The sequence below is a fragment of the Burkholderia puraquae genome, assembly GCF_002099195.1.
GTDB classification, from domain to species: Bacteria; Pseudomonadota; Gammaproteobacteria; order Burkholderiales; family Burkholderiaceae; genus Burkholderia; species Burkholderia puraquae.
The window spans coordinates 397641-409860 of the sequence record NZ_NBYX01000002.1 but is presented as its reverse complement, the minus strand read 5'-3'; the positions used below and the strand labels follow the sequence as shown (position 1 = coordinate 409860).

General features: G+C 66.1%; 12 protein-coding genes and 1 pseudogene. 8 read left to right on the top strand and 5 right to left on the bottom strand.

Annotated elements, in window-relative coordinates; all coding sequences use genetic code 11:
• Positions 1 to 138: 138 nt before the first annotated feature.
• Complete coding sequence (locus B7G54_RS06265) at positions 139 to 423, bottom strand: hypothetical protein (RefSeq protein WP_085038286.1); 285 nt, start codon at positions 421 to 423, stop codon at positions 139 to 141.
• A 697-nt stretch (positions 424 to 1120) separates the two neighbouring features.
• Here B7G54_RS06265 and B7G54_RS06260 point away from each other — a divergent pair.
• The gene (locus tag B7G54_RS06260; RefSeq protein ID WP_085038285.1) at positions 1121 to 1336 is read left to right on the top strand and encodes a hypothetical protein; all 216 of its coding nucleotides are present in this window, start codon (positions 1121 to 1123) and stop codon (positions 1334 to 1336) included.
• Positions 1337 to 1590: 254 nt separating this feature from the next.
• A pseudogene (locus B7G54_RS06255) lies at positions 1591 to 1784 on the top strand (EAL domain-containing protein); the annotation flags it as partial.
• Between the two features lie 33 nt (positions 1785 to 1817).
• Here B7G54_RS06255 and B7G54_RS06250 read toward each other — a convergent pair.
• Both B7G54_RS06250 and B7G54_RS06245 read right to left on the bottom strand, forming a co-directional pair.
• A complete protein-coding gene (locus B7G54_RS06250; protein WP_425266455.1) occupies positions 1818 to 2189 on the bottom strand; it encodes a hypothetical protein in 372 nt (123 codons plus the stop codon).
• A gap of 124 nt (positions 2190 to 2313) precedes the next feature.
• On the bottom strand, positions 2314 to 3216 hold the full coding sequence (locus B7G54_RS06245; RefSeq protein ID WP_085038283.1) for a hypothetical protein: 903 nt from the start codon (positions 3214 to 3216) through the stop codon (positions 2314 to 2316).
• Between the two features lie 305 nt (positions 3217 to 3521).
• On the opposite strand from B7G54_RS06245, the gene B7G54_RS38530 reads away from it, so the two are divergent.
• The 5 genes from B7G54_RS38530 (at position 3522) to B7G54_RS06225 (ending at position 8282) form a co-directional block, all read left to right on the top strand.
• Positions 3522 to 3701, top strand: a complete 180-nt coding sequence (locus B7G54_RS38530; RefSeq protein ID WP_133059144.1) for a hypothetical protein — start codon at positions 3522 to 3524, stop codon at positions 3699 to 3701.
• Positions 3702 to 3784: 83 nt separating this feature from the next.
• Positions 3785 to 4036, top strand: coding sequence for a hypothetical protein (locus tag B7G54_RS06240; protein WP_085038282.1), 252 nt, complete (start codon positions 3785 to 3787; stop codon positions 4034 to 4036).
• Between the two features lie 143 nt (positions 4037 to 4179).
• Positions 4180 to 6564: a DNA polymerase II gene (locus tag B7G54_RS06235; protein WP_085038281.1), complete on the top strand. Its 2385-nt coding sequence runs from the start codon at positions 4180 to 4182 to the stop codon at positions 6562 to 6564.
• A 153-nt stretch (positions 6565 to 6717) separates the two neighbouring features.
• Positions 6718 to 7041: a DUF4148 domain-containing protein gene (locus B7G54_RS06230; protein WP_085038280.1), complete on the top strand. Its 324-nt coding sequence runs from the start codon at positions 6718 to 6720 to the stop codon at positions 7039 to 7041.
• A 107-nt stretch (positions 7042 to 7148) separates the two neighbouring features.
• A complete protein-coding gene (locus B7G54_RS06225; RefSeq protein ID WP_085038279.1) occupies positions 7149 to 8282 on the top strand; it encodes a J domain-containing protein in 1134 nt (377 codons plus the stop codon).
• A gap of 76 nt (positions 8283 to 8358) precedes the next feature.
• On the opposite strand, the gene B7G54_RS06220 is transcribed toward B7G54_RS06225, so the two are convergent.
• Together B7G54_RS06220 and plcR are read right to left on the bottom strand one after the other, a co-directional pair.
• Positions 8359 to 9735: a pectin acetylesterase-family hydrolase gene (locus tag B7G54_RS06220; RefSeq protein WP_085038278.1), complete on the bottom strand. Its 1377-nt coding sequence runs from the start codon at positions 9733 to 9735 to the stop codon at positions 8359 to 8361.
• A 66-nt stretch (positions 9736 to 9801) separates the two neighbouring features.
• Positions 9802 to 10515 (bottom strand): phospholipase C accessory protein PlcR, encoded by a 714-nt coding sequence (gene plcR, locus B7G54_RS06215; RefSeq protein ID WP_085038277.1) that lies wholly within the window; start codon positions 10513 to 10515, stop codon positions 9802 to 9804.
• 430 nt (positions 10516 to 10945) lie between these two features.
• Between plcR and B7G54_RS06210 the strand changes: the two genes are divergently transcribed.
• Positions 10946 to 12172, top strand: coding sequence for an amino acid deaminase/aldolase (locus B7G54_RS06210; RefSeq protein ID WP_085038276.1), 1227 nt, complete (start codon positions 10946 to 10948; stop codon positions 12170 to 12172).
• Positions 12173 to 12220: the final 48 nt, after the last annotated feature.

Below are 12220 nucleotides of genomic sequence, written 5' to 3'. Positions count from 1 at the left end.
GCTGACAGTACGTGTCATCACAGAGCGTGTCAAGCGCTTTCAACCGAAGGGCCGACCACGCGGCCGTCGTCCGGCCCCCATTGATCGTCGACCAGACCGGAGCAGCGCTCGTCGACCATGGCCACGCCGGCGGCGACATCAGAGGGTGGCCAGCAAATGCAACTGATGCTCGGTCTCGGTTCCATTGATCAGCGCAAAGAACCCGGTCTCCCGACGCTCGACCACCGACAGCCCCTCGGCGGCGGAGAATACGTTCCACGCGACGTCGTCGACATGCGCGAACCGTCCGCGCGCTCGCGCAAACGCGCGCAACAACGGGCTCGCTTCGCGGCGGAGCACCAGGCGGTCCGCATTCAATACATAGGGGGGCCAGCCGTCACGAAGGACGAGGTAGCAGGGAATGGAGCTGCGATCGATTTTCATGGGGGCGCCGTTTCGTCCGGATCCGGTTCGTGCAAGCCAGGGCACTGCCTGCTTCAAAGTCGACGACACATTCACAATGCCAACCTGGAACATCGACGCCCCTGCACGGCCCGACGCCCGGACAATGTCACCCCTGAATGCGAGGACTGTTCCATGGAACCGGCGACAAGGCTAGCCCCACTATACGCGCTGCCGCCGTCGCGCACACCTTCGCGGCAACCCGAATGCCTGCTTCGGCTGCGGGCGTTCCTCGAAAATTCGCTATACAAACGTATGGAACGGCGTACGATCAAACGGTCGGATGACCGGTGACTGATTCCGGCGCATCGCTCGGCATACCCTCTGAATGCGGTCTGGCCCCTCACCGTGACCCAGCGTCCGGGCGCCACTGAATGGCGTCGACGCGCCCCTCTTGTCCCGCCGCCTGAGCATTGCTCCGAAGGGTTGCCGAAGCAACGGATTCCCCTTCCCCCAGGCGACATGTCATTCGCCAGCCTATCCGTGACCCTCGCTGCGAGGTCGATACGGATGATTTCCCGACGTTCGTGTCCGGTCGCGCGCCACGCTGCGAACCGGGACGGCAGGTCGTGATTCCGGTCAGGACGTGTGCCAGATCATCGCACTGCTTGATGTCTGACGCTTTCTTGCGCTGCTCCCGCGACAGCCTGACTCGCGGTAACCCGACTGGGAGGAACCCATGCTATTCAATTTGACACGGTTCCGAATCGATCCAACCCCTCGCAGGGCAGATGGAGAGTACATCGCGCATGTGAGGATCACCACGACCCTTCTGGATGGAGATGAGCAGGAAGTACACACCAGCGGCGATCTGGCCGGTTTCGATGCGCGTGACGACGCGGTTGCATACGCAACAAAATGGGCCGAACGATGGCTGACCGCCCAGTTTGGTTGAACGGGACGACCCGCACATGCCGCACCGGCAGTCACGCGCACGCATACGGGCCCGAGGCGCAAGCGTATCGAGCGAGCGGGCCTCCGTTGCCGCACGGGCGAGTGGATCGGTGTATTCATGGCGGCGTGTCGCGTCGTCGATCGCCTTCGGCCATCGACACGGCATAAAATCCGCGACGGCTCCCCAGGCCGACGCATTATCCGATACACGCGGCCCGATTGCCGATGAACGGAAATGATCTCGTCCGTCGGGACAGTGCGGGATTGATCGAAGGGATCGCGTCCGTTGCGCATCACTACGACCTGAAGCTCATCGCGGAGGGCGTGGAGACCGACGTGCAGCATCGCGCACTGCATGCGGTCGGGATTCAGTATGCGCAGGTTATCTGTATCAGCGGCCGCAGCGGGTGGAGCATCCGAAGGAGGATGTTGCGTGGGCGTCGGTGTAGCGGGCGTTGCCGTCGACGCATACGCACCGACGGCTACTGCGCACCGTATTGACCGTCGAGGTGTACGCGGCCCTGCTCGATCCAGCCTTCGAAGTCCTCGCCGGTCTTGCCGTTCATGTACATGATGTTGTACCAGCGCCCGTGCGACTTGTAGACGGTCACCGAATCGCCGGGAATGATGAAGGTTCGCTTCGTCATGCATTGCACATCGGGCGCCGAGTAGAAGTACGCGCGCCCCGCACCGATGACCGTGCCGGAAGCCGGCGGCCGGAAGTTGTCTTCCGGGCCGCTCGTTGCCGCGTTGAGCTTTGCGCAGTCCACCGCGTTTTTTGCGTGCGCGCCGTTCGCGCCCAGGCCAGCACCGATCGCAAGCATCGCGATGCACGTGCGTATCAAGATTGTCATCCGCATGATTCGTTCTTTACGTCATGTCGATTCAGGCTTGCCGGTTCGCGGCCGGCACGGGTCGTATTGTCGTGCATGCGGATCACGCCGTATCCGCTTGTGGCTTTCATGACGAAGGCATGTGTTAAGACGCTTCGGCAATCTCTCGTCGCGCACCGGCATAGAACACACGGAACCATACCCAGTAGGCCACGCCGATTCCGGCGAGAACGACAATCGGCATCATTCCGGACATCAAACTGACTGTCCCGAGCACGTTGCCCAGCACGCGCAGTACCCCATAAGCCAGCAGCAAAACAGATACCACCGACGCAAGCGACGCCCCCACCATGCGCCGGACGTGCAGTCGACCGAGATCGCGCGGCAGGCCGAACATCGCCCCCGCGAAGACGACCGCGGCGCAAAGGACAACGCCTCCGACGTAGTTCAACATCACGAGCTTGAGTCCGTCGTCATAGTAGTCGAGCAACATCATCACGGCTTGCGGCATGAAGAGCTGCAATGCGCTGACAAACAGCCAAGCCGCGAGACCCGCAATGCGTCGTCGTGCATTACCGCGCGGCGCTCCGGGCAACGCATCGTGGCGGAACAGGTGGGTGACGAGCCACCACGCAAGCCAGGCCACGAGCGCATAGAGGACGGCATTCAGCGGCGCAATGATCGTCCCGATGTGCGCGAGGCTGAGGGCACCGCTGCTCAGCATTGCCACCAGCGCCTGGAATATCAGTATCTGTGCGGCCTGCCAGACCAGCAGGCATAACGCATAGGCGGTCAGCGGCAACGCCGGGCGGCGGAATGCAAGCTGATCCCGCTTCTCTCCGTGCCATCGGACGATCAGGAAAACCAGGCCGGTTCGAAATACCAGGCCCCCGAAGAAACTGGACAGTTGCACGGCCAGCATGGTCACGGACGGCGATGACTTCGTCGACCACACGTAGAGGCCGAGCAGAAACTGCGCAGTGGTAATGACCGCCGCGATGAGCGCGGCGGCACCGGGTAACGAGAATTGTCGGGATTGTGAGGTCATGGGGAGTCCGGGTTAATGAGTTCGTCAGCAATGCGTGCGGCGCCAGCCTTCCAGGCAAGCGGGACAGCCAACCGAATTCAATCGGGTCAGCGGATGCGTGTAGTTTTTGCGGTCGATTGCCTTCGCTCATGTCGAGCGAGTTGCCTGGCGCCTGCAGAACGGGGCGCTCACATGCGGCGATCGGAAACGAGGCCGACCGCGTCAGGTCGAGATACGCGATGCGCGCTCACACAGCCTGCTCGATGTGTTGGCACGTCGTCGCGACCGATGCGAGACTGCCCGGCCCTCCGGCGGGGAATCCGAGCATGACTGCCAAGCCGGGTATTGAACTTGAGAAGCGGCTCCTGCCGAGCCGGCCCTTCCGCAATGACTTCGACCACGCGGTGCGCATTCATGGCGCCTCTCTCAGAGTAATGTTGTTATTGATCGGCGATTCTACGAATGATGATTCTGTGAAGTCAATCGGGCGTAATTCAAATAATTGAAAACCTGAATTTGCCGCTCGTTCTCGTGAATGCCGTCAGCAATGACACGCCACCGTCGCACTACAACGCTCGGAGCGCCTTCGATGCACACCACCGTACTGCTGCGCACAACCCATTCGCACCTCTACCCCGGCAGCGTCGTGACACTCGACAATGACGCACCTCGCGCCATGAAGCCGCACCCGGCCGTGATCGAATTCGTCGGCTTCGGTGGCTGCCGGCAGTATCTTCAGTTTCGGAGCCGCGAATATCGTGCTCCCGCCTCCACATGGACAGGCCGCGACAACAGTATGCGCGGCGCCACGTGCGACACGATCCATCGTGATTTTCATTAGACGATGCCTGGCTGGTCGAATCGACCCCGAATCTTACGATCATTGCTCGCCATACCGGGTACGACATCTCGCACTCCATTCCGGCAAGCCCCCCGCCCAAGCGCTAAAATCCGCCGCCTGGGCATCCACAACGAGCAAGCGTTTTGACGGCGTTCGAGCAGGGTTTCATCCTCACCCGCCACTGGCGGGACACCGCATCCGGCATCGAGATCGAGTTCTGGCTGGCAACCGAACACGGTCCGCGCCGCGTGCGGTTGCGCCCGCAGGAAGCCGTCGCGTTCATTCCGGCCGAACAGCGGGCGCTTGCCGAACACGCACTGGCCGGCGAGCACGAGGCCGAACTGCGCCCGCTCGCGCTGCGCGATTTCCGGCAGCGCCCGGTCGTCGGCCTCTATTGCAAGCGCTATCGCCACCTGTCCGGGCTCCAGAAGCGCCTCGCGGCGGCCGGCGTCGACGTCTACGAAGCCGACGTGCAGCCGCCCGACCGCTACGCGATGGAGCGCTTCATCACGGCCTGCGTGCAGTTTCGCGGCCAGCCCGGCCGCGACGGCACGCTGACCGGCGCCGAGCTGAAAACCGCGACCGGCTATCGCCCGGCGCTGCGCTGCGTGTCGCTCGACATCGAAACCAGCGTCCATGGCGAGCTGTACTCGATCGCGCTCGAAGGCTGCGGGCAACGGCAGGTCTACATGCTCGGCCCGCCGAACGGGGACGACAGCGATGAAGCAGGCGTCAGCGACTTCCGCCTCGACTACTGCGACAGCCGGCCCGCGATGCTCGCGCGGCTCAACGCGTGGTTCGACGAACACGATCCCGATGCCGTGATCGGCTGGAACCTCGTGCAGTTCGACCTGCGCATCCTGCATGCGCACGCGGAGCAGTTCGGCGTGCCGCTGAAGCTCGGGCGCGGCGGCAGCGTGCTCGACTGGCGCGCGCACGGCCAGCAGCCCGACCACTTCTTCGCGGGCGCGGCCGGCCGGCTGATTCTCGACGGCATCGACATGCTGAAATCCGCGACGTGGACATTCCCGTCGTTCAGCCTCGAATACGTGTCGCAGGCGCTGCTCGGCGAAGGCAAGTCGATCGACAACCCGTACCAGCGGATGGACGAGATCCAGCGCCGCTTCGATCACGACAAGCCGGCGCTCGCGCGCTACAACCTGAAGGACTGCGAGCTCGTCACGCGCATCTTCGACAAGGCCGACCTGCTGTCCTTCGCGCTCGAACGCGCGAGCGTGACAGGCCTCGCGGCCGATCGCACCGGCGGGTCGGTGGCAGCCTTCACGCACCTGTACCTGCCGCGCATGCACCGGCTCGGCTATGTCGCGCCGAACCTCGGCGACGTGACGGGACAAAACAGCCCCGGCGGCTTCGTGATGGATTCGCGCCCCGGGCTCTACGACTCGGTGCTCGTGTTCGACTACAAGAGCCTCTATCCGTCGATCATCCGCACGTTCCTGATCGATCCGGTGGGGCTGATCGAAGGGCTCGCGAATCCCGGCGACGATGCATCGGTGCCCGGCTTTCTCGGCGCGCGCTTCTCGCGTACCGCGCACTGCCTGCCCGATGTCGTGCGCCGCGTGTGGGAGGGCCGCGACGATGCGAAGCGGCAGCGCAACGCGCCGCTGTCGCAGGCGCTGAAGATCATCATGAATTCGTTCTACGGCGTGCTCGGCTCGACGGGCTGCCGTTTCTTCGACCCGCGCCTCGCGTCGTCGATCACGATGCGCGGGCACGAGATCATGCACCGCACGCGCGAGCTGATCGAAGCGCAGGGCTACGAAGTGATCTACGGCGATACCGATTCGACGTTCGTGTGGCTCGGTCGCGCGCACGACGACGACGAAGCCGGCGCCAAGGGCCGCGCGCTCGTCGAACACGTGAACCGCTGGTGGCAGGCGCACCTGCGCGACCACTTCGGGCTCGAGAGCGCGCTGGAGCTGCAGTACGAGCGGCACTACCGCCGCTTCCTGATGCCGACCGTGCGCGGCGCGGAGGAAGGCAGCAAGAAGCGCTACGCGGGCCTCGCGGCAGCGGCCGACGGCGGCGAGGATCTCGTCTTCAAGGGGCTCGAAACGGTGCGCACCGACTGGACGCCGCTCGCGCAGCAATTCCAGCGCGAGTTGTACCGGCGCGTGTTCGGCCGCGAGCCGTACCAGGATTTCATCCGCGACACCGTGCGGCGCACGCTGGCCGGCGAATTCGACGACCAGCTCGTCTACCGCAAGCGCGTGCGCCGGCCGCTGCGCGAATACGAGCGCAACGTGCCGCCGCACGTGCGCGCGGCGCGGATCGCCGACGAGTTCAACCACGCGCAGGGCCGGCCGCTGCAGTATCAGCGCGGCGGCTGGATCAGCTACGTGATGACGACGGCCGGCCCCGAGCCGCTCGAAACGATGCGCTCGCCGATCGACTACGCGTTCTACCTGAGCCGCCAGTTGCAGCCCGTGGCCGACGCGATCCTGCCGTTCCTGCGCGACGATTTCGAACGCGTGATCTCCGGGCAGGGGCAGTTGTTCGGCGACTGACGCAACGACGCCGCCCGGCCCACTCTTGCTGATTCTGAAACACTGCAGGCACGGATTCTCCATTTATCCGGGCAGTCCGGGTTCCTAAACTTGCGTCGTCGGTTCAGCCAAGCGAATGCGTGCAGGACCGTAACGAAACTGTCTGAGGAAACCGTGAAATCCATCATCGTCACCATCGCCACCGTCGCCGCTACCGCCACCGTTCTCCTCGCCGCACCGTCCGCGTCGTACGCGCAGTCGTCGCACTCGACGCTCACGCGCGCCCAGGTGCGCCAGGAACTGTTCGATCTCGAATCGGTCGGCTACGAGCCGATCGCCGCCGACGGCGAAAACTATCCGGGCGACATCGTCGCCGCGCAGGAACGCCTGGCCGCCAAGCGCGTCGCCGAACGCAAGAACGCCCAAGCGGCCTACGGGTCGAACGGCGCATCGGCCTCGGAGTCGGGCGCGCCGGCCGTTGCGGCGGTGAAGCAGTAACGCGCCACCGGTCGCGGCGGGGAAGCACGCCTTGCGGGCCTCCCGCAGCCCGTCCGGCTAAAATACCGGCCTGCTGCGCCTCCCGCCGCGGCCGGAGGATCCTCATCATGACCGCACGTCGCGGTGCCGCGGTCGCCATTGCGCCCGGCCACGAAACAGCCAGCCTGTCGAAAGCCCAGAAAGCGTTCAATACGCTCGTCAAGCAGATCGAGAAGCGGCGCGAGCGTCTCGGCGCATGGGAAGCCGTGATGCCGGACTTCCAGAAGAAATTCGTCGACGGGCTGCTGCCGCTCGAACAGGCGTCGACGGCGTTGCGGATCCGCTTGCTCAATCTGCTCGACGACGCGTTCCTGCAAAAGGGATTGAGCAAGGCCGAACAGCGCACGCTGTCCGAACTCATCGCCGGCATGGCTCGCGACTTGCTCGACGTCAGCGACGACGCGCAGCTGAAGGTCATCTACAACCGGCACGGTGCCTCCGGCGGCGACGAATACGAAGCCGTCGATCGCACGCCGACGAAGCCGGAACCGGCGCCGGCGCCGGCGCCTGAGGTTGCACCGAAAGACGATCTCGACACGCTGTCGCCCGACGAACTCGCCGAGCGCATGCAAGCCGACCTCGATGAACAGTTCAGGCGCGACATGGCTGCCCACGAGGCTCGCGAGGCGCAGCGCGCCGAGCGCAAGAAAGCGCCCCGGCAATCGGCCGCGGTGGCCAAACGCGAAGCCGAGCAGGCCGAATCGAGCAAGTCGATCCGCGAGGTCTATCGCAAGCTCGCGAGCGCGCTGCATCCCGATCGCGAAACCGATCCGCAGGAACAGGCGCGCAAGACCGTGCTGATGCAGCGGGTCAACCACGCGTATGCGAAGGGCAATCTCCTGCAGTTGCTGGAGTTGCAGCTGGAGATCGAACAGATCGACCGGCGCGCGATCGACGGCCTGAGCGAAGAACGGCTGGCGCGCTACAACGGCATCCTCGAGGAACAGATCCGCGAGCTGGATCAGGAGATCCAGCACGTCGAGACCGGTTTCCGGCGGACCTACGGGATCGCACCGTCCGTCAAGGTGGCGCCCGATACCGTGATGCGCATGCTCGCGCGCGACATTGCCGGCATGCAGCGCAGCAACCACGACCTGACCATGGCGCTGCGCGAGTTCGACGATCCGGAAAAGGTCCGGGGCTGGCTGAAGGACATGAAGCGCCGTCCGGCTGCGTCCCGCTTCGACGGCGAGCCGTTCTGAACACGCACGCGCATTCTTCCGGCCGGCATGGCGGCACGCACCGGCGCGCCGCCGTCACCCGTTCAGGCCCACCGCTTCACGCCCGATGCCCCGAGATCGGCCCCGCTTCGCCGGTCAGGTTGAATACGCTGTCGATCCACGCAAGAAACGTCGAGAACGTGAAATCCGACCACTGCTGCGTGCGGAATGCCTTCATCACCGGCGTATCGGCCGGGTCCTGCTGGTTCAGCAGGTTGTCGACGAACGTGCCGATATCCGCGTCGATGCCGTTCTCGTGGATCCCCGACCCGGTGAAGCTGACCGCCGTCACCTGGTGGTTGTCGATGAAGTCGTTGCGCGCCCACGGCATGAAGTAGCCGAAGTTCGGCAGCGGGTTCAGCGTCTGCTTCAGCCCGTCCAGCTCCTTGTCGAACATCGCGAGCGACAGCACATCCTTCGTCGCGTCGTCGGGCGCCGCGATCACGGCCGGCACGAACGCGCGATAGTGATACGCGGCGATGATCTTGTCGCGCTGGTAGCTCGAGAAGCCGAAGCGGTCGTGCGGGAATGTCGCCGACAGCGCCGCGTACGCGCTCCCCATGTTGCCGGGATCGAACCGGCTGGTCAGCCGGCTGTTCACGGTGATCATGCCGTCGGGGCCCGTCATCCCCCACTCGGTGCGCACCCGGTCGTACAGGCCGACCGACGGATGCGTGGCCGCGTCCGCATCGAACGGCGTGTTGAACACGGTGCCGGCGTCGTCGAGCAGCGAACTATGTGCCTGCGGCTGCAGCGTGTTGCGCAGCGTCGCGTAGTTCGCGAGCGTGCCGTAGCCGCCCGCGCTCATCCCGTATACGAGCAACCGGTTCGGCTTGCCGAAGCCGTGGGACGTCAGCCACTGCGCGACGGCCTGGATGTTCTTCAGCCCGCTGTAGTGCTGCAATCGCCAGTCGCCGGTCGGCGACGTGTAGTTGCGCACCGCGCTGCCCATGTGGATATCTCCGGTGCAATAGGGCACGAAAACCTGTGTCCACTGCTGCGTCTCGACCTTCGGCTCGCCGACGAGAATGTGCGCGAGGTCCATCCGCGTGAGCAGCGGCGACAGGAACGACGACAGCAGCGCCTCGTTCGCGGTGCCGTTCATGTAGTTGTGCGGGATGCCGTCCGGGTTGAAGCCGCCGAGGCCGGCCTCGGCACCGGTCGACGTCTGCGTGCAGGTGCCGTAGTCCCAGCACGCGCCGCCCGGTTCCATCATGTACAGCAGGTTGTCGGACTGCGCGCGATTGATGTAGAAGCGCATCGGCGTGCCGTTGCCGCACGATGCACCGGTGCTTTCCGGCAACGTCACTTCGTACCACGAATAATAGGGAATCGACGGATCCGGCATCGTCGTATCGGCCGCGTGACCGTTCAGTGCCGCGCAAGCGAGCAGCGTGGCAACGGCCGCGCGCAGCAAGCATCGTGCTGTGGACATCTCCCCTCCTTGTCGATGGACATGACGCGGGCGCCGGGCTTCGCCCCGGCGTCGCGGATTCGGCGCTCAGTGCACGCCGGACGGTGAAGCGCCGTCGAACAGCTGGACGCGCAACGCCTGAAGGCGCTGCGCGATGACGGCTTGTTGCTGATCGGGATCGGGAATGCTCGCCTGAACCTGCCGGACGACGTCGCGGCTTTGTCGTTCGTACGAGAGATAGCGCGGGTCCTGCGCCGGCGACGGGCCGACCGTCTGCTGCGCATACGCGTCCCATTGCGCGCGCATCGACCGGATCGCCGCGCTGCGCGTCGCAGGGTCGGCGTCGGTGTCGGTCAGCAGCGCCGCGCTCAGCGCTTCGGCCTGCACGGGCACGATCTCGTTGCGCGCGACATGGTCGGGGAGTTCGTCGAGAATCCGGCGCGCGAGCGCGCTGCGCTCGGCTGGCGTCAGGACGTTGCGGCGATCGCCGTACGCGGCAACCTCGTCGCGGAAACGCGCAAACGCGACGATGCGCTTCACTTCGGCATCCGCATCGGGGCGCCCCGCGAGGCTGCGGCGCAGCGCGTCGACGTCGAGCCGCCGCTCCTCGGGGCCGGGCGTCGCGGCGCCGGTGCCGAACGTATCGGCCGCGCCTGGCTGCGCGCTCGCGGTCGCGGCCGTCGTGCCGGATGACGCGGCTTGCGCCGGTGTCGCCGCTTCATAGCGCCAGACCGCAACGACGGCCACGCCGATCGCCGCGATCGCGCCCGTGCGCCGCCAGAGTGCCCTGTTCTTCTTCACGTCGCCTCCTCGTCACGTCATGCCGTTCTTCGCCGGTGCATCCGCGAGTAGGTTCTAGGTCGAATCCGGCATGCAGTCAAAAGCGGCGCTAGAACGCAGGCACTAAACCTGCGCGCATCGGCCATGCCCGGAAAATCGTTTGAAACGCGTTTCGTTGTCGCTTCGGCAAGCGCGTACTGTCGCGCGCCACGCCCGCCCGGCGGTGGGTCGGGCCCGCACGCGCCATGTGTGCCGCGACACCAAGCAAGCAGCGATCCAGCCGCGCGGCGCACGACCGTCACGCGCGGGCGTGGCCGATACGGATGGCCGGATAAGACCCGTCGAACGACCCGCTGAGCGCTTGGTCGTCATTTTGGCCGGCCCTATGCTGGATTCCGACACGCGCCGAACGGTCGGCGCGACGCACACCCTACCCAGCCGAGCCCGCTCCATGAGCCGTGCAGACCTGCCGCATCGCGCACCCGCCGCCGCCCACGACTATCCGACCTATCGCGACGCGCTCGCGGGCCGCCGGCTGCCCGCCGCATTCGTCGACCTCGATTGCCTCGACGCGAACCTCGCCGACCTGAAGCGCCGCGCACGCGGCCTGCCGATCCGGCTCGCGACGAAGTCGGTGCGCTCGCGCGAACTGATCGGCGCGGTGCTCGCCGCCGGCCCGTTCATGCAGGGGCTGCTGTGCTACTCGGCGGCGGAAGCCGCATGGCTCGCGGACGGCGGGTTCGACGACATCGTCGTCGCGTATCCGACCGTCGAGCCCGACGACCTGCGCGCGGTGGCTGCGCAGCTCAGGTGCGGCCGCTCGATCACGTTGATGGTCGACGACGCCGCGCAGGTCGACGCAATCGACCGCCTCGCACACGAGGAGCGCGTGACGATCCCGCTCGCAATCGATCTCGACATGTCGTCCGCGTATCCGGGCCTGTACTTCGGCATGTACCGCTCGCCGGTGCGCGACGTGGCCGGCGCACTCGCACTCGCGAACCGCATCGGCGAGCGGCAGCACGTGCGGCTCGACGGGCTGATGGGCTACGAAGGACAGATTGCCGGCGTGGCCGACACGGAGCCGGGCAGCGGCGCGCGCAACGCGCTGGTGCGCCACCTGAAGCGCCGCTCGGCGCGCGAGATCAACGCGCGCCGCCAGGCGGCCGTGCAGGCGCTCGCGGCGGCGGGCCACACGTTGCGCTTCGTGAACGGCGGCGGCACCGGCAGCTTCGAAAGCACGCTCGGCGACGCGTCGGTCACCGAGCTCGCGGCCGGCTCCGGCCTCTACGCGCCGGCGCTGTTCGATCACTACGCGGCGTTTCACGCGCAGCCGGCCGCCGGCTTCGCGCTGCCGGTCGTGCGGATTCCGCAGCCGGGCATCGTGACCTGCTCGGGCGGCGGCTACATCGCGTCCGGCCCGGCCGGCAAGAGCCGCCTGCCGCGGCCGTGGCTGCCGGCCGGCTGCGCGCTGATCGGCAACGAAGGCGCGGGCGAGGTGCAGACGCCCGTGCGCGTGCCGCGCGGCGTCGCGCCGGCGATCGGCGATCCGATCCTGTTCCGCCACGCGAAAGCCGGCGAACTGTGCGAACGCTTCAACACGCTGCTGCTGATCCGCGGCGGCCGCGTGGTCGGCGAGGCGCCCACCTATCGCGGCGAAGGCAAGAGCTTCTTCTAGCGGGCCGCGCTGCCCGTCGTCCAGACCGATCAACCCATTCAAACGACA